This is a genomic window from Mesorhizobium sp. B2-1-3A (assembly GCF_006442655.1).
In the GTDB taxonomy this organism is placed as follows: Bacteria; Pseudomonadota; Alphaproteobacteria; order Rhizobiales; family Rhizobiaceae; genus Mesorhizobium.
This window is the reverse complement of sequence record NZ_VFWK01000003.1, coordinates 97,342-119,491: the sequence shown is the minus strand read 5'-3', so window position 1 is coordinate 119,491 and position 22,150 is coordinate 97,342. Positions and strand designations below refer to the sequence as shown.

17 protein-coding genes and 1 tRNA gene are annotated in these 22,150 nt (G+C 60.3%); 10 read left to right on the top strand and 8 right to left on the bottom strand.

Annotated features, from left to right (window positions below; genetic code table 11):
- Positions 1 to 19: 19 nt before the first annotated feature.
- Together FJ977_RS11935 and FJ977_RS11930 are read left to right on the top strand one after the other, a co-directional pair.
- The gene (locus FJ977_RS11935) at positions 20 to 4,090 is read left to right on the top strand and encodes a helix-turn-helix transcriptional regulator (protein WP_140771619.1); all 4,071 of its coding nucleotides are present in this window, start codon (positions 20 to 22) and stop codon (positions 4,088 to 4,090) included.
- A gap of 210 nt (positions 4,091 to 4,300) precedes the next feature.
- A complete protein-coding gene (locus FJ977_RS11930) occupies positions 4,301 to 5,266 on the top strand; it encodes a DUF4365 domain-containing protein (protein ID WP_140771617.1) in 966 nt (321 codons plus the stop codon).
- 112 nt (positions 5,267 to 5,378) lie between these two features.
- Here FJ977_RS11930 and FJ977_RS11925 read toward each other — a convergent pair whose 3' ends face one another.
- Positions 5,379 to 7,121, bottom strand: coding sequence for a DUF6119 family protein (locus FJ977_RS11925; RefSeq protein WP_140771615.1), 1,743 nt, complete (start codon positions 7,119 to 7,121; stop codon positions 5,379 to 5,381).
- A gap of 120 nt (positions 7,122 to 7,241) precedes the next feature.
- On the opposite strand from FJ977_RS11925, the gene FJ977_RS11920 reads away from it, so the two are divergent.
- Positions 7,242 to 7,712 (top strand): hypothetical protein, encoded by a 471-nt coding sequence (locus FJ977_RS11920; RefSeq protein WP_140771613.1) that lies wholly within the window; start codon positions 7,242 to 7,244, stop codon positions 7,710 to 7,712.
- A gap of 91 nt (positions 7,713 to 7,803) precedes the next feature.
- Here FJ977_RS11920 and FJ977_RS11915 read toward each other — a convergent pair whose 3' ends face one another.
- Positions 7,804 to 8,967 (bottom strand): hypothetical protein, encoded by a 1,164-nt coding sequence (locus FJ977_RS11915; RefSeq protein WP_140771611.1) that lies wholly within the window; start codon positions 8,965 to 8,967, stop codon positions 7,804 to 7,806.
- Between the two features lie 456 nt (positions 8,968 to 9,423).
- Here FJ977_RS11915 and FJ977_RS11910 point away from each other — a divergent pair, with 456 nt between their 5' ends.
- Positions 9,424 to 10,512, top strand: a complete 1,089-nt coding sequence (locus FJ977_RS11910) for an IS110 family transposase (protein WP_140771609.1) — start codon at positions 9,424 to 9,426, stop codon at positions 10,510 to 10,512.
- 760 nt (positions 10,513 to 11,272) lie between these two features.
- Here FJ977_RS11910 and FJ977_RS11905 read toward each other — a convergent pair.
- Both FJ977_RS11905 and FJ977_RS11900 read right to left on the bottom strand, forming a co-directional pair.
- Positions 11,273 to 12,247, bottom strand: coding sequence for a quinone oxidoreductase (locus tag FJ977_RS11905; RefSeq protein WP_140771607.1), 975 nt, complete (start codon positions 12,245 to 12,247; stop codon positions 11,273 to 11,275).
- 94 nt (positions 12,248 to 12,341) lie between these two features.
- A complete protein-coding gene (locus FJ977_RS11900; protein ID WP_140771605.1) occupies positions 12,342 to 13,748 on the bottom strand; it encodes an amidase in 1,407 nt (468 codons plus the stop codon).
- 103 nt (positions 13,749 to 13,851) lie between these two features.
- Between FJ977_RS11900 and FJ977_RS11895 the strand changes: the two genes are divergently transcribed.
- Entirely contained in the window at positions 13,852 to 14,421 is a 570-nt protein-coding gene (locus tag FJ977_RS11895; RefSeq protein WP_140771603.1) for a TetR/AcrR family transcriptional regulator, read from the top strand.
- Between the two features lie 518 nt (positions 14,422 to 14,939).
- Here the strand turns inward: FJ977_RS11895 and FJ977_RS36265 are convergent.
- Positions 14,940 to 15,161, bottom strand: a complete 222-nt coding sequence (locus FJ977_RS36265) for a helix-turn-helix domain-containing protein (protein ID WP_140772759.1) — start codon at positions 15,159 to 15,161, stop codon at positions 14,940 to 14,942.
- A 203-nt stretch (positions 15,162 to 15,364) separates the two neighbouring features.
- Here FJ977_RS36265 and FJ977_RS36260 point away from each other — a divergent pair, with 203 nt between their 5' ends.
- The 3 genes from FJ977_RS36260 to FJ977_RS11875 all read left to right on the top strand — a co-directional run bounded on the left by FJ977_RS36260 (position 15,365) and on the right by FJ977_RS11875 (position 18,094).
- Positions 15,365 to 16,075, top strand: coding sequence for a hypothetical protein (locus FJ977_RS36260; RefSeq protein WP_246682998.1), 711 nt, complete (start codon positions 15,365 to 15,367; stop codon positions 16,073 to 16,075).
- Positions 16,076 to 16,199: 124 nt separating this feature from the next.
- Positions 16,200 to 16,472: a hypothetical protein gene (locus FJ977_RS11880; protein WP_140771601.1), complete on the top strand. Its 273-nt coding sequence runs from the start codon at positions 16,200 to 16,202 to the stop codon at positions 16,470 to 16,472.
- Positions 16,469 to 18,094: a recombinase family protein gene (locus FJ977_RS11875; protein WP_140772756.1), complete on the top strand. Its 1,626-nt coding sequence runs from the start codon at positions 16,469 to 16,471 to the stop codon at positions 18,092 to 18,094. Before FJ977_RS11880 ends, FJ977_RS11875 begins: the two co-directional genes overlap by 4 nt.
- Here FJ977_RS11875 and FJ977_RS11870 read toward each other — a convergent pair.
- Positions 18,051 to 18,127 (bottom strand) — tRNA-Met (locus FJ977_RS11870). The genes FJ977_RS11875 and FJ977_RS11870 overlap by 44 nt on opposite strands.
- 241 nt (positions 18,128 to 18,368) lie before the next feature.
- Here FJ977_RS11870 and FJ977_RS11865 point away from each other — a divergent pair.
- On the top strand, positions 18,369 to 19,328 hold the full coding sequence (locus FJ977_RS11865; RefSeq protein WP_140771599.1) for a Gfo/Idh/MocA family oxidoreductase: 960 nt from the start codon (positions 18,369 to 18,371) through the stop codon (positions 19,326 to 19,328).
- A 45-nt stretch (positions 19,329 to 19,373) separates the two neighbouring features.
- On the opposite strand, the gene mnmA is transcribed toward FJ977_RS11865, so the two are convergent.
- Entirely contained in the window at positions 19,374 to 20,564 is a 1,191-nt protein-coding gene (mnmA, locus tag FJ977_RS11860) for a tRNA 2-thiouridine(34) synthase MnmA (RefSeq protein WP_140771597.1), read from the bottom strand.
- Between the two features lie 287 nt (positions 20,565 to 20,851).
- Between mnmA and FJ977_RS11855 the strand changes: the two genes are divergently transcribed.
- Entirely contained in the window at positions 20,852 to 21,127 is a 276-nt protein-coding gene (locus FJ977_RS11855) for a DUF1153 domain-containing protein (RefSeq protein ID WP_006203587.1), read from the top strand.
- Between the two features lie 88 nt (positions 21,128 to 21,215).
- On the opposite strand, the gene FJ977_RS11850 is transcribed toward FJ977_RS11855, so the two are convergent.
- Complete coding sequence (locus tag FJ977_RS11850) at positions 21,216 to 22,142, bottom strand: NADP-dependent oxidoreductase (RefSeq protein WP_140771595.1); 927 nt, start codon at positions 22,140 to 22,142, stop codon at positions 21,216 to 21,218.
- Positions 22,143 to 22,150 lie beyond the last annotated feature (8 nt).

Here is a 22,150-nt window from a genome sequence, read left to right as displayed (position 1 = left end):
CTGATGTCATATATTTCATATGACCATGAGAAACTCCAGTCCCCCCACGGAACTTACACCCAAGCATGTTCGGGCTGCGCGCGCTCTACTGGCTTGGTCGCAGCAGGATCTTGCGAAGGCGGCGCGCGTGGGAACATCGACCATCGCCGATTTCGAGCGCGGCTCACGTACACCGGTCGCCAACAACGCTCAGGCCATCCGCACCGCCCTGGAGAGCGCGGGCATCACCTTCCTGCCCACGGGCGCGGTAATCGGTCCCGCGGTGCCGTCTATCGCCGGCGGCGAGGCGACCGGAACTCCGGTTCGCTGGGTCAGTGCGCAAGACCTATCGGAATGGGCTGACCGCACAGACGGTTCGGTCAGCCTGCCTACGCTACTCGCCAAACTGGTCCAGGCTGCGCTCGACCCCAACATCGAACTGCGTTTCCCGTCTGATGAAGGCGTTCGTCACCCCGGATGGGACGGCGTTACCGTCGCCGTCAACGGTAACGCTTACATCCCGAAAGGGCGCGCTGGCTGGGAACTCGGCGCCCAGCGGCGAAACATCCAGCAGAAGGCGACGGAAGACTACGAGAAGCGGACGGCCACACCGAGTCCCCTCGATCCCGCTACGTCCGCCTATATTTTCGTCACGCTGCGGCATTGGCCGCAGAAGGACGCCTGGGCCAGGTCCCGTCAGGCACTGGGGCCATGGCGGGAGGTACGCGTCTACGATGCTGATGACCTGGTGCATTGGATCGAGCAGCATCCGGCAGTTGGCCTCTGGATCGCGTCGCGTCTCAACAAGCGGCCGCCCGGGACGCGAGAACTCGATGAGCTATGGGAGGAGTGGTCGCTCGCTACCGAGTGGCGACTTACCGAGGACCTCGTGCTCGCCGACCGGAGCGAGGATTCGGCCGAGGTCCTGCGCTGGCTGCGCGGCGAACCGTCCGTCCTTTCCCTTCAGGCGACTACGACCGAAGAGGTGGCCGCGTTCTTTCATGCTGCGCTGAGCGAACTTCCGGACGATCTCGCGGCGGCCTATCGCGCCCGCACGTTGGTGGTTACGACGGCCGAGGCGGCCCGCTCCCTGAGCAATGCTAGGGGGCCGCTGATCCTGATTTTCACCGAACCTGATCCGGGTCTTGCCCGCTCCCTCGCCAACCGGGGCCATTTCGTACTCCTGGCCTATGACGAGCGTCTGATCGGACGCGGCGAGGTCCGAGCCCTGGCTCGGCCATCTCGAGAAGGCATCGCCAACGCCCTCCAAGCAGCGGGCATAGGCGAACCACGGGCGCAGGCGCTGGCTCGCGACAGCGCACGAAATCTTGCCGTCTTGCGTCGGCTCATTCCGGGCGCTCCTGGACGTCTGCCGTGGTGGGCGGAAGCGGCCCCGCCGAAGGCGCTATTGGCGGCGCTGCTCGCCGGCGGCTGGGTCGAGACCTCGGAGGGCGACCGAGCGCGTCTGGCCGAACTTGCAGAGCAGCCCTACGACGCCGTCATCGCCGACCTTGCGACGTTTGTGGGCGCCTTCGACAGTCCGCTGCAGAAGGTTGGTGAGGCATGGCGCATAGCGTCGCCGTCTGACGCCTGGATTCTGCTGGCCCACTACCTAACGCCCGCCGATCTCAACCGTTTCGAGAATGTCGCTCAAGCGGTCCTTGGTGCGCCCGATCCTCGTTTTGACATGGAGCCAGACGACCGCTGGATGGCCGACATCCATGGTGTTCAGCCGAGCTATTCAGGCCTTCTGCGACATGGCGTGGGCCAGGTGCTGATCCTGCTGGCACTCTGGGGGGGCAAGATTCGCACCGTAGCAGACGCGCCGAGACGCGCGGACGCAATCGTTGCGCGACTGCTACGAGGCGCCGACGAGCGGCGCTGGTGGTCACTGTCTGGCGACTTTCGGCTGCTCGCCGAGGCTTCGCCCGATGCCTTCCTTACGGCTATCGAAGACAGTCTAGACCACAACGATCCGCCGATTGGCGCTCTGTTTGGGCACGATGACGGCGGCGTCTTCGGTACCGAGCACCTGTCCGACCTGATGTGGGCGCTGGAATCCCTTGCATGGTCACCCGATTGGATGCCGCGCGTAACTCATGCCTTGGCACGTCTCGACGCGATAGACGTCAAGCCGCGCAAATACATCAATGGGCCGATGAACAGTCTGAAGGAGGTTCACCTGCTCTGGAGCCCACAGACCTATGCTACGCAAGAGCAGCGTATTCGCGCGCTCGACTTGATACGCAAACGCGAACCGGCGACGGCGTGGAAACTAATGCTCGGCGTGCTGCCGAGCGGGCACGACATCTCAAGTCCGTCGCCCCAGCCGCGCTGGCGCGATTTCAGCGTCGACAAGCCGGAAGTGGTGACCTGGAATCTGATCGGCCAGGGCGCCGCAAGTATCCGCGAGCGGCTGATCGCCGACGTGGGCATCGATCCTCAGCGATGGTCGGCGTTGCTGGATCGGTTTGGCGACCTTGCGCCAGACCTAGGACACGCACTTGCGACGTTGGAGGCGGCTGAACCAAAGGTCACGAACAGCAGCGATCGTGCCGTCTTCTGGGAAAAGCTTCGGCGCGTCCTGCACCACCATCGACAGTTTCCCGACGCACAGTGGTCATTGTCGGAGGAAGTGCTGCTACGATTGGAGGCGGTCTACGAGCGCTTTGCACCCAGCGACTCACTGGCTCTGGCTGCATGGCTGTTCGAGAACTCTGTCGCTTTGCCCAAACCTGCGGGCAAAGGATGGGAAGCCGAGCAGCGCGAGGTAGAGGTGGCCCGCCAGGTGGCCGCTGAAACCCTCTTCAAGAAGGGAGGGATCCCGGCGATCCTCGGCCTAGCTCGACTGGTAGAAACAGCTGGCCACATCGGCAAGGCACTCTACGACAGCGGCATCACGACCGTCGACCTGGATGCCCTGATCGAAGCGGCTGCTAGAAGCGACGATCCGCACGAGCGTGACGTCGCCCACGGCCTCATCATCTCGGCATTCCGAGACCGCAACGTGACATGGGCTGAGGCGCTGATCGCCCGGGTGCGAGCGGACGCCTGGGGCCAGGACGCTATGATGACGGTCCTGCGCGCCCTGCCTAGCGGCCGATGGACCTGGGACCAGGTCGCGTCGATCGGAGGCGAGACGCTGGCGACCTACTGGCGCCGCGCACCGGTCTTTTGGATAGACGGAGACAGCGAAGCCATCGTCTACGCCATCCGCCAACTGATCGACGTGGGTCGGGCCAGTCACGCTCTGATGCTCGTAGGCCGTCGCGACAAGTCGGTCGGTCTTCCGTCCGCCCTGCTGCTTGAGGTGCTGGAGCAGGCGGCGCGCCAACCCGCTGAGAACCAGGCCGACGGCAACGAGGCTACCATGTTCCAGCACTATGTCGCCGAGACGCTGACGGAATTGGACGGCCGTGATGATGTTGATCGCGATGCTCTGGCGATGGTGGAATGGAATTACCTGCGCGTCCTTGAGTACTCTCGCCGACCCCCGAAGGTGCTGCTGTCAGTTCTTTCGGAACAGCCGAAGCTATTCATCGAAATGCTAAGCGCCGTTTTCAAACCCAGCGCCGAAAGCGGGATCGAGGAGCCCGAGCCAAACGATCCCGAACAGGCGCACGCGGTTGCCCGCCAGGCCTACCGGCTATTCGAACTCTGGAACCACATCCCTGGCCAGCGCGAAGGCAACAGCATCGACGGCGAGACGCTGGAAGCCTGGATCAAGGACGCGCGCGCGCTGGCCAAGTCGGTCGGCCGGCTCGACATCGCCGATAGCAAGATTGGCCAGATGCTTTCCTCTTCGCCCCAGGGCGCAGATGGGAACTGGCCCGCGGAGCCCGTCCGCGACGCTCTCGACATTTTCCGAAGCAAATCCATGCTGGAGGGGTTTCGCGTTGGCAAGGCAAACCGGCGTGGCGTGACCACTCGAATGCCAGGCGATGGCGGCATTCTGGAGCGGAACGAGGTGACGAAGTACCGACACTGGGCGAAGGCCATCGCCTTCGAGCACCCTTACACTGCCAAGGCGCTGAACGAGCTTGCCGACAGTTATGATTGGCAGGCGAAGCGGGAGGATGAGGATGCCGAGCGGCGCGACTGGTCCAGCTAATCTGCTAAACGACGGTCTATGCGCAGTATCACTGCGTCTCGTAACTGAACGTCAGCTATTTGCAATCTGATCCTGCTAAGCTGCCGGCCCGTCGGGCGCCAGGTTCACGAGGCGTCTAGTCTAGTCCACCTGGGTTCTTGGAAGCTTTTCGAACTTTCTGGGTCGCGCCGCCAAGCGACGTGAGAAGAAGCGAAACGGTAAAGGCATCATATGGTAGGTCATGCAAAGCGACGAGCTCCCCAGCATCTGATCGACGAGCGCGGAATTGCGCTGCTGAAGCGCGTAATGCCGGTGAACTGGGTACTGCGCGAGTACAGACCTGACTACGGCTTGGACTATGCGGTGGAGGTCTTCGAGGATGCGGGGACGCCGTATCCCCAGACGCTCGGTGAACATTTCTTCATTCAGCTGAAAAGCACCGACTCCCCGAAAATTGGAAGCCTGCAACTGCATCGTCGCGGCAATGTCGAAAAGGGTCGGGAAAAGCTCGATGACGAGCCTTCCATGTCGATCGAGACATACAGGCTCAGCCTTGAGACGTCTGAACTCGTCACGATCGAAAGGATGGGGGTCGGGCTGCCGGTCCTGCTGGTTATCGCCGATCTCACACGGGAGAGATGCATCTTCGTTTGCCTCAATGACTATATCGACAAGATCCTCGTTCCGCGTTTCGACGACTACCGTGATAAGGAACACCGGACCATACACCTGCCCTGCACCAACGACGTCTCTGGGACTGTCGGGCGTATAGCGCTACGCTGGTATGCCAAGCGTTCAAAGCTGTTCTCAGCGTTCCAGAGATTCACCTTTCAGCACTCGGAATTGAACTGGGCTGAGAATGGCGACTGGCGATCGCTAGCGGAACACTTCGCCCAGAAGATTGCGAGATACGACTTCTGGGACGACGTCGAGATGTGTCCGATTATCGGACACTACCGCGATGGTCTGCGGCGGTTCATCGAGACGGGGCAGCCTGGCCTCATCGAGCGGTCAATCCCTCTCGTCGACGTTAGGACGTTCGAGGGAGAAATGGATGACCACCTAAGAAAGGTCGATGTGTTCCTCCTGTGGCAAGGCTTGTCGATCCTGCCGAAGAACTACGAGGATGTTTGGAGGGAGTGGTTCCTGCCGACTGATTTGGGCCAGGCACTAAGCACCCCAATGGAAGAAACATAGGGTTTGTCGATTGACTGGGGGCCTATCCAGATACGTACTCAGCTGTCTTGTGTCCGACATGACATTTTCGAGCGCTCGAATGCCGGCTTCCTCGCCTACACAAGGCAGCCCTTTACGCCGCTTTCTTGTTCTTGCGTGACAGCGTGTATCGTGTCGTCTTCACAGGAATGAAACGAATGATGATCTCTTGGAATTTGCAGACCTTGCGCAGGTGGTCGTGCATTAGCTTGAGCTCATACTGAGCTATGAGTGGGATGTCGCCCTTTGAAGGTGCTGCCGTGTTCTTATCGTAGAGCAGCCAGAGACATAGGACGTAGTCGGCGCCGTGGTTGTTCTCAATCTCAGGCTTTATGTAATCAAGATATTCTGCCCGTTGCGGGCTCGGGCTCTTTTCAATGAATTCTCGGATTTCCCTGAGAAAAGTGTCATCGTTGAGGAATGCTTCGCAATAGAATTTTGCTTGAGAAAATAGGTAGTTGATCGATGACGCGTCTTTGTACTGCTTGGCATTTATGATTCGCACCACTCCGTCGCCCCGCAAGTCGAGAACATCGCAAAACTCCTTATCCTTGCGACCTGCACCAATTTGGAGCTTGGCGCGGTCGAACAGGACGCAAGTCGGACGCAGTTCGACAATTCGTGCATTGAAGATCGCTTCACTGTTCCTCTTCGCGGCATCATCACTTATGTCGATATCGAGATACCAGTCTTCCGGCGCTTCCTCCTGCACACGGTCGGCAATGAACTCGACGATGGACTTATAGAAATCGGGATCGACCTGAACCCATCGGCCATCGTTCAGAATGAAATAGCGGCCGTCGAGCTCATGCTCGTAGACCAGACAATTATATATCGACCAGCGCCGATAACCCAGGACACGTTCCTCAGCTGTCGAATAAGCAAAGATACGCTTCTTTTGGAGGTGATCAACAGTGATAGCTTCCGGCGTCTTGAACACCTTCTCCATCTGCTCGGGCTCAAGGAACGAATAGATCGTGTTTTCTCGCTCAGCCTTATTGGAATAGGAGAAACTGTAGTCCTCTTCCAAAAGGAACTCGGGGATGCACAGCTCGATCTTGCCATAGTCCTTCGCTCTTAGTGCCGCGATCAAGGCAGCGTCGAGAATGGCGGCATCCTCATCCGATGCAGGCTGGAAATTGCGGTAGTTTGGGAACAAGGCGATATAGTCCCGGGCGCCGAAGCGGCCGAGGAACTCCTGGCACTGTGCGATGACTTTTTTCCAGCTAAGCTTTTCCTCGCCGATCACCTTCACTGTTAGGCTGTCACGCCCTTGCAATGTGGTGTTTCGGTTGCCCTTTATGTGTGCCGATATGTACCTCAGGTCCTCCGCCTCGCTCAAGCCAAACACGAAGCTGTCGGACGGCTTGGTGGCCTGACGGTCGATATGGGTCGGCGTGATGGTATTGCTCTGACTACGTGTTTGGCGAATTTCCTCGTTGCCGCACATGTTCATCGCGGTCTTGATGCCGAAATCTGGCTCGAGCATTTTTCTGTTCAGGTAGCCCACCGCGCTCCGGCCAAATACCGCAGCGAATAGTCGCTTATCGACCGAGATCAGAAGTAAGCCGTTGGGGCTTTGACTGGTGGAGCTGAAGGTAATTGGGACATCGCCCATTTGCTCGTTGATGAAGTCAAGCCACGGAGGATTCTTCCGAACTGATTTCGCTTCGAAATAGATGAAGCGACAGGCTGCGTCCTCCACTTCGAAGTCGAACGTCTGAACAGCCTTCTCGCCTTCCAGGTCGGCCTCGTCTTCGATAATCGAAACCATTGTGACGCCTTCCTTCGCGAGAAAGAAGGTTATCTGTGCAATCTCTACCCCGGTGCCTTCCATCGAAATCCGCCCAAGCCTAGATATTCTAAGATTCCTGACCAAAAAACCACTATATTCAGGTAATTGGTGTATTCAATGTGGAATTTTGCGCAATGCTGAGCAGGGATTTAAGGTTGGTCTATGGAAAGTCATAATTTCGAGCGCCTCAAGGCGCACATTCTGCCGCTTTCGGTCTCGCAGGTATTTGACGTCGCCCGGACGGAGTGGTTCCTTGAAGCGATCGAAATCAGTGATGAATTCGACAACTGTCCCTGCGGGCAGGAGATCAAGGAGCATTGCTACATCCGCAATCGGCTGAACGGGTATGCAACTTACGTCGGCAACGTGTGTATCAACCGCTTTATCCAGATCGATACCGGTAATCTGTTCGAAGGCCTAAGACGCATCGCCGCGGACATCAGCGCTAACGCCAATCACGATCTGATCGAACACGCTTGGCGCAACGGTTATCTGTTTGGCGAGAAGGAATACACTTTCCTCAAGCAGACGGTCTTAAAGCGGAGGCTCTCCCAGCCACAGAGGGCGTGGAAAGAGAAGATCAATCGACGCATCCTGGCCAAGACAAAGGTGCGACAGAGAACGCAACGTTGAGTCAGTGGCGGTAGCCACTCGCTATTCCGTATTGCTCCCTGCAAAATTCCTCAACAGCCGGGCTTTCGGTTAGAAAGGCGCAGCTGACTTACTAAAGCGACGGCTCGTTGAGATGCGTCAAAATCTGACCAGACCGCACTGGATCGATCCTGTCTGCCTCTGCGAGTGCCCAACGTTGCCATGCGTCCAGTGTCGATGCATCGATATCAACCGAACCATCATCGATCGCGCGACGGACGCGCTCAACAAGCACGCGAATGTCTTCAGCCTGACGCAGCAGCTCCCCGCTGGTCCGCAGGTTTTGCAGGCGCTTTTGGTTGAGTTGGACTAACCATTCCTGGCGCTGCTTTTCCTTTTCGATCCGCTCCCGCTCTGCGCGCTCCTCGTCTTCCCGCAGGCTAGCTCTGAACTTTTTCTCGCCCGCCACGATGATCGCAGCCGCAATCTCAGCGATCTTTGACTCAAGCTTGGCGTCACCGTCATCCTGCCAAGAAACTGTATTCTTGCGGTCGAACCCCGGATCGATCCGCAGGGCAAGTGAGGTTGATGCTGGCAGGTCCGGCGCCGGCCGCAGGTACCCCTGCTGACGCACGGTTCGGTGGCTGCCGACTATTCCAATTTCCAAGCCAACATGTGTGTCGCCGATCGCTGCTCCCGCGTGAATTTCTCCATCGCGCTCGTAGGCACCACCGTCGTGGCCGCGCTTGCTAAGCGCCAAAAACAACGCGTTGAAGATTCTCAGTCGTCGCTTGCCTAGTGGATTGTCGAACTTGGGTTCGTCAAAGGTCCACTCGCGTTCTGCATTCTTATCGCGGCGGCGCTGCTCCTGCTTCAGTATTTGAACGAGCCCTTTGTGAGGCCTGTCCAACGTGTGTGGGACGGAAGCTTTGCCAATCGCCTTCAACTCTTGTGCGTGGAGTTCGTCGAGGTCTTCTGGAACCAGAGCCGATGCAAATGGCCCACTCGATGGAAGAGGAGCTGCTATCGGCAGCACCTTTTTGAAGCGGGCGTCGACACTTGCTCGGCCCAATTCACCGGGGCGCCTCGGTGGCGCTTTGGGTAGTACTGGCACCTTCTTTCCGGCACGGATTTTGTTCCAATATCCTTGCGGTGGCGACGCAACTCCACATCGCGTCAGCAACTTCTTCAGCCCTACGTCGGACAGTTCAAGCTTCGCCGCCAAGTCCCGCATCGGTGCCGACCATGCGAACGCAATCAGATCGTCGGGCAACACAAGAATGTCTTTCTGCCACACGTCGGCTTACCTCCATCTTGTTCAACCAGGCTGTTTTTGGCAGGCCTTCGCAGTGTCGATATGACAGGCCGGCCAGCGCGATCTAAGGGTCAAATCTGGCAACTCCAACGTGCCCTCGATCGTGCCAGGGATGCGCCTATATCATCAAGGCGGCTGCAGATTGACTGCAGCTGAAGCAGCGCTCTCAGTGAGCATCAGCGGGACGCTTCAGAAGCGATCTGCTCCCTTTCGTAGTTCCTCGCGCAGCAGGGGGTAGCCGGACATTACCGCGTGACAAGCGAGGTTTGGTGCTGTCGAGCGAGGGCCACGAAATACGACCGAAGACCGATTGCCGCCCGTAATCGGGGCGAGCGCCTGGCAGAGCAGCAAAACTGTGCGTCGACCGCTAGTCAACTGGCGGTGGCCGACGACTCGGCGGCAAAATCTGCGCCTGTGAAGCAACGCAGGAGGCGAACGATGGAATTCTTTTGCGGACTGGACGTAGCGATGGACGAGACAGCGGTGTGCGTCGTCGACGATCATGGCGCGGTGCATCTTGAGACGACGGCCGTGACAGATCCCGATGCGCTGTTTGCGGTGTTGAAGCCGTTTGTGCCGCGCTTGCGCCGCGTCGGCCACGAGGCTGGCGCGTTGTCGTCCTGGCTGCATCCGGAGCTGAAGAAACTCGGCCTGCCGGCCGTCTGCCTGGAGACACAGCATGTGCGCGCCGCGATGTCGGCGCAGCGCAACAAAACCGACAAGGCTGACGCGCTCGGCATCGCCCATATCATGCGCACCGGCTGGTTCCGCCAGGCCCATATCAAGTCGGAAAGCTGCTACCGGACGAAGCTTCTCTTGACGCATCGTCGCAATCTGAAGGCAAAGTTCCTCGACCTGGAGAATGCCATCCGGCACTCGCTGAAGGCATTCGGCATACGCTTGGGCAAGGTCGGACGCGGGGCCTTCGATCAGGCGGTGCGCGCCGCGGTCGCGGAAGATCCACTGTCGTCCGAGCTGATGGACGCCATGCTGTCGGCGCGCGCAGCACTGTGGCGGCAGTATTGCCGGCTACACGATCTCGTCGTCAAAATGGTGGCGCGCAGCGAACTGTGCCGACGCTTCATGGCGATCCCTGGCGTTGGCCCGGTGACAGCACTTTCCTTCATGACGGCGATCGACGACCCGTCGCGCTTCCGCCGCTCACGCGACGTCGCGGCCTACTTCGGGCTAACCTCGCGGCGCTGGCAGTCGGGCACCTCGATCGACGTCCAGGGTCCCATATCGAAGGCCGGCGATGCTGACGTGCGACGCTCGCTCTACGAGGCGGCGTCGGGGCTGATGACGCGCTTCAAGGGCAGGGACAAGGTCAAGAGCTGGGGCCAGGCGATCGCCAAACGCTCATGCCACCGCAAGGCCTGTGTCGCCGTGGCGCGCAAGCTGGCGGTGATCATGCACGCGATCTGGACCGACGGCACGTTCTATGTCGGCGATTCCGCGGCAACCCAAGCGGATACCGGCCGGCGTGCCAATGACAAGGCCCGCAAGCTGCTGGGAGCGCATGGATGAGCAGAAGATCGACAGTCGAAACGCATGGCGTCGGCACGCTGACGGGCGCCATCTGACACAAGGAATCCGCTCCGGCGGATGAGGACCGATGCAGACCAGGAACGACGGAACGCACGTTATCTTGCCTGCGGCCGCGCCGATCGCGAGACCGCCGGACCGCGCCGGATTGCCTGTGACGATGCTCCGTCACTCCGATGGAAAAGTGCGCCACGACGGTTCCCGTGCTGCAAATAAGCAGCGCTGCTACGCCGTCGCAGAGCGCGGAAGACTGCACGGCGCATCGGGACTCAACGCAAGAGTACGGGATCGTGGCATAGAGCATAGAATAATGTATTATCGTAGATTAGGAGAGAAACGACGATGGAAAACAAGTCTCGCAAAATACGACCGATTAAGACGGCAAGATAAAAGCCCGCAGGGTGCGCGCTTCAGCGGTCGTTTGTTTTCAATGCGTTAAGTGGCAATTTCACAATGTTTGAATATTCGTCGCACCTTTTGGCGATGACAATTTCTGAATGGTTTCGGCAGCTTAACGCAATGTGCGGTGCTCGGGCAACGAAAGGTTGGAGCCGGGAAGGGACGCGATCGGCGCACTGCCGCCCGTTTCGGCTAAGTAGAAGAACTTGAATGTGTTCTGGTAGGTCGAGTTCGCTACTCGCCTCGATATCCAAACGATATCTGGCCGACGCAATGGCCAGCCAGCGTTGAAAGCCCGATGGACGTTGTTCGGGCACCCCTCTCTATCACGTTCCAACTTTCATCAGGGCGTTAGCACAATCGCTCCGCGTGAAAGGCCGCCCTCGATGTCCGCGTGGGCCGTCGCAGCGTCGGCAAGGGCGTAGGTACGCCAGATTTTTGGCACGATAGTTCCGGCTGCGACTGCATCGAACACAGCTCGGGCACGCTTTCGGTACTCGTCTACATCGCTGATGTGAGCAGCCAGTCCAGGTCTAGTCAGGTAGAGTGAGCCTTTGCTGTTTAGGGTTTCGACGGCGACCGGATCGGGCTTGCCCGACGATGCGCCAAACGAGACCATCAAGCCACGCGGACGGAGGCAATCGAGGGAGGTGGCGAATGTCTCACGCCCGATCCCGTCGTAAACCACATCTGCTTTGTTCCCGCCGGTCGCGGCCCGGATACCGTTGGGTAAGTCGTCCTGGCCCCATACCAGCACAGCAACACAGCCGGCCTCCTTGGCTGCGTCGATGCTTTCCGCACGAGACACAACGCCGATAACGCTAGCGCCCAAATGCGTCGCCCAGCGCGATAGGATTTGGCCGACGGCACCAGCAACGCCGTATAGAAGTACCACGGTCCCCTTCGTAACAGGATAGGTCGAGAATATCAGATACTGCGCGGTCAGTCCTTTGAAGAGGATCGACGCAGCATCTTGCGCCGATAGAGTGTCTGGCAGTCTTAAGAGGCGCTCCACCGGGTACAGCCGACCACCGGCATAGCTCCCGAGCGGTCCAAGCGCGTAGGCGACGCGATCGCCTACAGCGAAATCGGTAACGCCAGCCCCAAGCGCGGCGACGCGGCCCGCGCCCTCCAGACCGATGCCTCCCGGCAGCGTGATCGGCACGCCACCCTTGCGCTGCGTTACATCGAGATAATTGACCCCGATCGCTTCCTGGTCGAGCCAGACCTGTCCCGGCCCGGGGACTTCGCGGTCGACGATGCGAAGCTGCAACACCTCAGGGCCACCCGTGTGATCGAGCCATATCTGCGTCGTCATGCTGGATCCTCTCTTCAGCCGTTGCAGCAACGCCACAACGGTTCAGAAAATGGCAGGAAATTGCCCCGACGTGCTCGCCATAGGCGCCTCATCATCACAGCTTCGGGTGCAAGTTCCGCACGCGGCTGACGCTTTCGAGCAGCGACGCCACATGCAGGATGGTCGACTCTGCCAGCCAGCTACCAACGATCTGCACGTTGATCGGCATGCCTTCCTTGCTTGTGCCGAAGCGCATCGAGATGCCGGGCAGGCCCGTGACGTTGAGCGGCACGGTCGCGCCCTGGAGGTAGGTCGCATCGACCGTCTGCCCGTCAATGACAAACTCATCGACGTTATGCTTGTGGGCCGGGATTGGCAGGACATGCGTGATGAGCGCATCGAAGCCGCGAAAGTATTCCGCATAGCCGTCGCGGATACGCTCTGCCGCCTGCTCGGCATCAATGTAATCGGCCATCGACGTATCGGGCAGCGACAACATGGTCTTCGCCATCTTGTACGTCTGGTCCTCGTGACCGGCGGTCGCCTCGCGGAAGGCGGGCTTCATCTCCATCACGTGAAGCCTGTTGAAGACGTCGAGCGCGAAATCGCGTTCCAGAGCCGGTATACCGACCTGCTCGACCTGGATCCCGAGGTCCTTGAGCGCCTCGGCTGCGGCCTTGACCGTGCCAGCAACTTCGGGATCGACCGGCCCAAAACCTGGGCCGACCATCCAACCGACGCGGAGCGAACGATAGGGCTGGCGACCGATACCGGCGTCGAATTGAACGGTGCTGGTCGCGAACGCATCGTGGCCGTCCGGGCCGATGAGCTGAGAGAAGGCGAGCGCGATATCGCGCACCGAGCGCGCCATCGGACCGACATGCCAGAAGCGGCGCGGTGCGCGTGGCCAGATGCCGGTCATCGGCACTCGGCCGTGTGTCGCCTTCATGGAGGTAATGCCGGTCTGTGCGGCCGGCCCACGCACCGAGATCGCCAGGTCGGTGCCAAGCCCGATCGGAGACATGCCGGCTGCGATGGCGGCAGACTCACCGCCGCTCGAACCGCCCGGCGTTCGAGTCACGTCCCAAGGATTATTCGACCGTCCGGAGAGAAGATTGTCGCTCTCGATCCAATAGGAGAACTCGGGAAGATTGGTCTTGCCAAGCAAAATGCCGCCGGCCTTCTTCATGCGGGCGACGCTTGTCGCATCGGCGTCTGGCAGCCGGCCCTTGAAGATCGGCGAACCGCGCTGTGTCAGCACGCCCGCGGTATCGATCGAGTCCTTCACGGTGAACGGCACGCCATGCAGCGGTCCCAGTTCGTCACCGGCCAGCACGGCAGCTTCAGCAATCTTTGCGGCGGCGATCGCGCCATCGGCGACGGTTACGATCGCGTTGATCGAGGGGTTCACGGCTTTGATCCGGTCGAGGTGGTTCTGCACCACCTCGACCGGGGATACCGCCTTGGTGCGGATTAGCTCAGCAAGCTTGGTTGCATCGGAAAAGATAATGTCGTCGCTCATCGGAAATACCTACCTATCGTTCGTTAGGCTATGACGCTTAGGCCTTTCATTTGGCCCCGTCAACAGCTAACTAACGACTGTTAGGTTTTTTGGAGAAGAGACGATGGCAGCGACCAGTGCGAAGGAAGTGATCCTCACGGAAGCACGGCGGATCGCACAGGCCCACGGCTATGGCGGCATGAACTTCCGCGAGTTGGCAGATCGCGTCGGCATCAAGCCGGCTAGCATCTACCATCACTTCGCGAGCAAGGCGGACCTGGGGGCTGCGGTGGCCAAGCGCTATTGGGAGGACGCGGCGGCCAACCTCGACGCGATTCACACTCAGGAGCAGGATCCGAAGTCGTCGCTGCGCCGATACCCGGAGATATTCCGCCGATCGCTCGAAAGCGAGAACCGTCTATGCCTCGGCAGCTTCTTGTCGGCAGAGCATGACGACTTGCCGGAGTCCGTCATACTGGAAGTGCAGACATTCGCAGATGTCAACGTGACCTGGCTTAGCCGGATGCTTTTGTCGGCGGGGATCGTAAGTGCGGACGCTGCGGCCGAGGAGAGGGCGCGTGCGATCTTCGCGTCGATTGCCGGAGCGCAACTGTTGGCCAGAAGCCGATCCGATATTGGCCTGTTTGATAGCCTCGTCGATGCCTACCGGGAGGCTGGTCTTCTGCCCTCGTGACCACCCCGGAGGCAGCCTGGGCAAATGCAGAGGTTTCGGCTGGCGTTCTCGGAGCAGGTCGCCGCGCTTCTCCATTTCATAGATCGTGCTGACGGCAAGTGGCACGGTAATCTGGGTTCGTGCTGTCGGCTGGTTCGTGGTAGTCCGCTCGGGATGGTGGCGGGCCGGCATACACCCACCACGTGTCTATCGTCGTCGCCCTGATACGCCGTCGCCAAGACGCGTACGTGGCTTGGCTTCTTGGTCAATTTGTTCCCCTCGTTGGAGATTTTCTGATGGGGCCAGACCTTGCCCGCTCTCGTATGTACTATGTCCTACCAACGCTGACGGCACTTTTCGCCGCAAGCTGGGTTCGGGCATCAGAGCTGGAGATCTGGAAGAGCCGATAACTGCCGATAGATGGCTTGTGGAGGTCGGTGGAAATTCCTCAGCGATATCGGCAGCGTAGCTTACAATCGGGATCCGGGCCGTTCGGACTTACCTAGGTTCGAAAAATAACACGCGAGATTGCGGTGTCGCTAGGGTCGCTTGGCCAAGCGCACACCAGGGCCACCGCCATTTTCTGGGATAAATTCGATGCCCGCCGCCTCCAGCGCGCCGCGGATCGCTTTTCGGTTCGCTAGGGTCGTAGGCGGAATGCCGTCACCGGCCTCGGCACGCCTTACAGTCGCTACGCCTACGCTTGCAGCTTCGGCCAGATCCTTCGCGCTCCAACGGACCAATGCGCGCGCGGCTCGCATTTGAGCACCAGTGATATCTTTTAGATCATGTGATTGCAAAGTGATCTCGGATCGGTTAAAAGGGCACGATAGACTGGCCGCTTCAGCCGCTTGCAACGACGTAGGTCCTTGCTGATATCGGCCGTTGCGCGAATATGGCCGGCGACGTGCGCTCGCACGCAACCCGGCTTAAACCACAGCCAAGCTGTTGGGAGCTCGGATCCATGGCTGATTCCGACAATACCACGACTTTGCCCTTCGTCACGCGCGAGACGGGGACTGAGCCATCGGCGAGTGCGATCGAGGAATCGCCAGCAGAAGTGGAAATCCGAATTGAGCCAAACTCATCAACCGATCTCGCCGCAAGCCGCGACGACACGGAACTGCAGCCACAAGCCCTACGCGATCCCGCACTTCTGCTGGTGAGTGACTGGCAAATGGCTCGGTACATCTCCCTGCTGCTGTGCCGCGTGCAGCAGCGGTTGGAGAGCCAAATCATGGTCAATCCCGGAATTCAGGGATTGACCACAGATTCACCGACTCAAGTTCAAGGCCAAGCGGCGCTCACTCTCGGCGCTCCATGGGACTATGCAATTGCGCGGGAGGCTGAGGTCCTTGCGATGACCGAAGCTCTCAAACTTCAAGATTCTATCCCCGAGGTCTCGGCTACATCGCTAGTCGGTGTTATCGCCAAGTTAGAAATGATCGTTGGTGCTGATCGAGACATTGGTGACCCTACTGACTTCCCGTGGCCGCACATAGCTTCCGTACTGCGAGACTTGAAGGCAATCGCGGGCGACTTGCCAGTTGGACGGTGTAGCCGGGAAAGGACGCGGAGCGACATTGCCAAGCATTGGGAGTCCGCGGTCAGGCTGGTCGCGGCCCTGAAAGAGGAAGGCGCGGCGGAGTGCCGTGACGATGTAGCGCTCTCCTGACACTCCGAAACCGCAACGCGCAAGTCATTGCACGCTGTGGCCCTACGCCATGAACTTCGTGCTTCCCCTAGCCGTCCGGCGGCCTCCGATAGACGGTCGATCCACCATGGGGAGCGCGAACGCGATGGCAGAGGAAACCAAGACTGGCCCACAGACTTTGGTTCCGGCGAACGACAACGGCGACCTCGCCAACCCCGAGGGCCGCCCAGAAAACATGGCGGCCAGGCTGGATCGAGTCGTGCTGGATATCGCCCGGCTGATCGGCCGGCAGCTGGCGCGGGAGGCATTCGAGGCGGGGCTGGCGGCCAACGACAATCGGCCGGTCCGCCGAGAGGGAGAGGGCAGGGAGCCGGATGGCAGACCCCCTGGGAACAGTAGAGAGGATCCGCCGCCATGACCCGTGTTGCACTCTATGCCCGCTATTCGTCCGACAACCAACGCGAAGCCTCCATCGAGGACCAACTGCGACTATGCCGAGAACACTCATTTAAGGAGAGATGGACCGTCGTTGGGACCTATGCCGATGCAGCCATCTCTGGTGCAAGCATCGTCCGCCGACCAGACATTCAGCGGCTCCTGAGTGATGCCCAAAGCGGGCGGTTCGAGATCGTTCTTGCCGAGGCGCTTGATCGCCTCTCACGCGACCAGGAGGACGTGGCTGGTCTCTTCAAACGGCTGCGCTTCGCCGGCGTCAACCTCGTCACCCTTTCCGAGGGTGCAGTCGACGAACTCCATGTGGGCCTCAAGGGAACGATGAACGCGCTCTTCCTGCGTGATCTTGCGGTTAAGATCAGGCGCGGACAAAGCGGACGAATATTGAATGGCTATGCGGCTGGTGGCCTTTCCTATGGCTATCGCGTGGTCAAAAAGCTCGATGAAAGTGGCGAACCGATTCGCGGTCTGCGCGAGATCGATGAGGATCAAGCCCAGGTCGTGCGCAGAATCTTTCAGGAGTTCGCGGTTGGTCGATCAGCGCGTGCGATAGCTGCTGACCTCAATAAAGAAGGTATCCCATCGCCCTTTGGTGGTGCTTGGGGCGCCTCGACGATCAACGGCAATCTCAAGCGAAGAAGCGGCTTCCTTTACAACGAAATCTATATCGGGCTGCTCGTTTTCAACCGTATCAAGATGGTGAAGGATCCAGAAACCGGCAAGCGCATCTCGCGACCGAACCCGCCCAAAACGTGGCAGGTCATGGAGGTGTCGCATCTGCGCATCGTGGATGATGCGCTATGGGAAGCAGCCCAAGCTCGCAAGAAGCTATATGGAGGGGCGAAACTCCATCATCGCCGACGGCCGAAACATATGTTCTCAGGGCTCGTGCGGTGCGGCTGCTGTGGCGCTTCCTATACCGTGAAGAATCAAGACCAACTGGCCTGTGCTGCGCATCGTGAAAAAGGTACCTGCGCCAACAGCAGGACGATCCGTGTTGGCGATCTCGAAAAGCGTGTGCTTGCTGGCGTTCAGCGGCGATTGCTGGCGCCAGATGCCATCGCCGGCTTCCTTGCCGAATATCAGGCCGAGCAAAAGCGGCTGAACGTGACGAACCGCCAACGGAATAAGGAAGCTGAGAAGCGGCTCATCGGCATCGACAGGCAGATTGCCAATATCGTTGATGCCATTGCCGACGGTGTCTCGACGGCCAGCATGAGATCGAAGTTGCTGGACCTCGAGAGCGAGAAGGAAAGTCTAGCGCGAGAGCTTCAAGCCATGGCAGCCGCTGAAAGCATTGTTGAGTTTCACCCGGCGGCGGTCGAGGCTTATCGCCGGAAGGTGTCAGAACTCCAGCGGACTCTGCAATCCGACGAACGCGAGCGCCACGAGGCAGCGAGGATTGTCCGCTCGCTAGTTGCGAAGATCGAGGTCATTCCGACCGAGGGCAGGGGGCAGATTGAGCTGAAGGTCCACGGTGCGCTGGCGGAGCTCCTCAACCTGGCAAACCGCAAACCAGGAGAGGCGCCTGACGCTGTATTGATGGTAGCGGGAGAGGGACTTGAACCCCCGACCCCAGGATTATGATTCCCGTGCTCTAACCAACTGAGCTACCCCGCCAGGGCGGCGAAAGGCCCGAAATCCACCTTAAATCGAAAGGCATTTCGAGGCGTTCGCCAAGGTCGCGCGGATATAAGGTTGGGAGGGCGAGCCTGTCAAGCTTCGAAGCATTCCATATCGCCGCATATTCTCATTGCCGAAAAAAGCTTTGCCGCGTGGACATTTGGTTGCAACCGCCGGGGTTGAGTTCGAAGGGGCACGTCGCTATGTCTCGGCCACGAGTTTTTAGAGTTTGAAACAGATGAAGCCGCGCATTGCAGTCCTCGGTTGCGGATACTGGGGCTCAAACCATATCCGCACCCTCAAGGCGCTTGGCGCGCTGTACGCGGTTTCCGACGCCAACCGGGCGCGAGCCGAAGGCTTTGCCAGCGAACAGGATTGCCTGGCGATCGAGCCTGACCAGCTGTTCGGCCGCGACGACATCGACGCCATCGTCATGGCCTTGCCGCCGCAGTTCCATGCCGACCTTTCCGTGCGCGCCGCCGAAAGCGGCAAGGACCTGCTGGTGGAAAAGCCGATCGCGCTGACGGTGCCGGATGCCGAGCGTGCGGTGCAGGCGGCCAAGGACAATGGCCGCGTCTTCATGGTCGGCCATGTCCTGCGTTTCCATCCCGCCTTCGAGACGCTGAAGGGACTGATCGACAATGGCGAGCTCGGCGAGGTCCGCTACATACATTCGCACCGGCTCGGCCTTGGCAAGTTCCACACCGAGAACGATGCGCTGTGGGATCTGGCGCCGCATGATTTGTCGATGATCCTGGCCATCACCGGCACCGAGCCGATCGAGGTGCGCGGCGAGGGCGCCGCACTCCTCGACAATCTCAGCGACTTCGCGCATCTGCACATGCGCTTTCCCAACGGCCTGCGCAGCCATCTTTTCACCTCGCGGCTCAATCCCTACCGTGAGCGGCGGCTGACAGTGGTCGGCACCAAGGCAATGGCGGTGTTCGACGATGTCGAGCCGTGGGAGCGCAAGCTTGCCGTCTACCGCCACGCGGTCTGGCAGGACAGCGGCCAATGGGCGTTCACCACCAACGAGCCATCCTATGTCGCGGTCGCGCAAGGCATGCCGTTGACGCGCGAGTTGGAGCATTTCATCCACTGCATCGAGACGCGTGCCGAACCGCGCACCAGCGGCGAAGAAGCGATCAGGGTGCTGCGCATACTGACGGCGGGCACGGTCACCCACACCAAATCTTGAAGGAAGGCCGCGCCGTACTCTTGGCGCGACAGGGCAGGTGGTCACCTATTCGGCGGGAATTTGCGCCGGCCTTGCCGCCAGCTTCGTCAGCATGGCCTCGGCCTCGGCGCCACGCTCGGAGCGCTCGATGAAACCGCCGCCGAAGATGCGGGCTTCGTTGCCGTCATCGGAATAGAGCACGCACGCCTGTCCGGGCGCGATGCCGGATTCGCCGTCCGCCAATTCGACTGATGTCACGCCTGCCTCATGGCGCAGCACCGCTGGACGCGGCGGCCTGGTGGAGCGCACCTTGGCGAACAGTTCGATGCCGCCGGCGGGCACGTTGGCGAGCGGACCGTCGCCAAGCCAGTTCATGTTGCGCAGATAGATCTTGTGCGTCTCCAGCGCCTCGCGCGGGCCGACCACGACGCGGGCCCGTTCGGCGTCGAGATGGACGACATAGAGCGGCTCGCCGGAGGCGATGCCGATGCCGCGGCGCTGGCCGATCGTGTAGCGCAGGATGCCCTCATGGCGGCCAAGCACGCGGCCATCGATGTGGACGATGTCGCCCGGATTGGCGGCGGACGGCTTCAGCTTGGCGATGATGTCGGAATATTTGCCCTGCGGCACGAAGCAGATGTCCTGGCTGTCCTGCTTGGCGGCCACCGTCAGCCCCATCTCCTCGGCAATCGCGCGAACCTGCGGCTTCGACAGGCCGCCCAGGGGAAAGCGCAGATAGTCGATCTGCGCCTGGGTGGTGGCGAACAGGAAATAGCTCTGATCGCGATCGGCATCGACCGGCCGGTAGAGCGCGCGGTGGGCGCCATTGGCGCCGGAGCGGATGTAGTGGCCGGTGGCGAGCGCGTCGGCGCCAAGCTCCTTGGCGGTGGCCAGGAGATCGGCGAACTTCACCGTCTGGTTGCAGGAGACGCAAGGAATGGGGGTCTCGCCGGCAACATAGCTCTCGGCGAAGGGGTCGATGACCGCCTTGCGGAAACGCTCCTCATAGTCGAGCACATAGTGGGGAATGCCCAGCGTCTCGGAGACGCGGCGGGCATCGTCGATGTCCTGTCCGGCGCAGCATGAGCCGGCCCGGTGCGTTGCCGCGCCGTGGTCGTAAAGCTGCAAGGTGACGCCGACGACATCATAGCCCTCGCGCTTCAACAGGCCGGCGACCACGGACGAATCCACGCCGCCCGACATGGCGACGACGATGCGGGTGTTTTCGGGACGTCCGGGAAGGTCGAGACTGTTCATGATGCTTTCATTCTGCGCGGCGTCTGAATGCCAATGTCGAGAATATAGGTCAAGCTTTCCCACGACGCCAGCTTGCAGGCCGATTCACGGATTGCGAACGATCCGCCATCCGTCGGATTTTTCCCAACCAATTCAAGGCTTCGAGCCCGATGTTTCAAATGCCTGCGAAAAGACTAACGCGCCGTTCACGATCCTTACCTAGTCATTAGGGTCTGCTTAGGCAATTTTTAAAGCTGTGGCGGTAACGTGGCGGGGATTGGGTCTTTGAGTTTTTTGTAGAGAGTACGATGACCGATCTGGTTAGACCTAGAGTCAAGTATGTTATTGGGCCTGACGGCAGCCCTCTTACGATTGCCGATCTGCCGCCGACGAACACGCGTCGCTGGGTTATCCGGCGCAAGGCGGAAGTGGTCGCGGCGGTGCGCGGCGGGCTTTTGAGCCTCGAGGAGGCATGCCAGCGCTACAAGCTAACCACCGAGGAATTCCTGTCCTGGCAGGCGTCGATCGACGAATATGGCCTTGCCGGGCTGCGCACCACGCGCATCCAGCAATACCGGCACTAGAGCCGGCCTGGTACAGTCAAAGGGCGCGGCACTCCGCGCCCTTTTGCTTTTCCAGGCAGGTTCCTGGTCCTGAGGCAATTTCCCGCGGTCAGACCGTCAGCGCCACCTTGCCGATCGGCCTGGTGGCGAGAAAGGCGTGGGCGGCCCCCGCCTCTTCGAGCGGAAAGCTCCTTGCCACATGAACGGCAAGCTTGTTCGCGTCGATTAACCGACCAAGCTCCACAAGGCCTTCGCGGTCAGGCACGACAGACATGCGCTCGACCCGGATGTCGCGCGCGCTTGCCAGTGCCCTGGTGGTGTCGTTCAGGTTCAGCAAGGACACCAGCACACCGCCATTCCTGATGACCTTCAAAGAGTGTTCGGCGTGCTCGCCGCCCATCGGGTCCAGCACCAGATCGACGTCGCTGATCCGGCTGGTAAAATCGCCCTGAGTGTAGTCGATGACCTCGTCGGCGCCGAGCTTGCGGACGAAATCGAGCTTGTTCGGGCTGGCGGTGGCGATGACATAAGCGCCGCGCGCCTTGGCGATCTGCACCGCCAGATGGCCGACGCCGCCGGCGCCCGCATGCACCAGCACACGCTGGCCCGGCTTCAATGCGCCATGGCGGACAAGGCCCTGCCAGGCGGTCAGGCCGGCCAGCGGCAATGCGCCTGCCTGGATGTGGTCCGCCGCCTTCGGCTTCAGCGCGATTTCGTCGGCTGGCACGGCGGCCAGTTCGGCATAGGCCGCCGCCTGCTTGGGGAACCGCGGCATGCCGAACACCTCGTCGCCGATCTTGAGATCCGTGACGCCGGCGCCCAATGCCTCGACGGTTCCCGAAATATCCCAGCCGAGGATGAAGGGAGGTTCGCCAAGCAGCGGATAGTAGCCGGCGCGTACGGCGCCATCGACGGGATTGATGCCGGCGGCCTTGACGCGGACCAGCACTTCCCCGGGCGTTGCCGTCGGGTCAGGCTGATCGGCAATGACAAGGACGTCGGGTCCGCCGACGGAATTCTGGATAACGGCACGCATGGGATGTC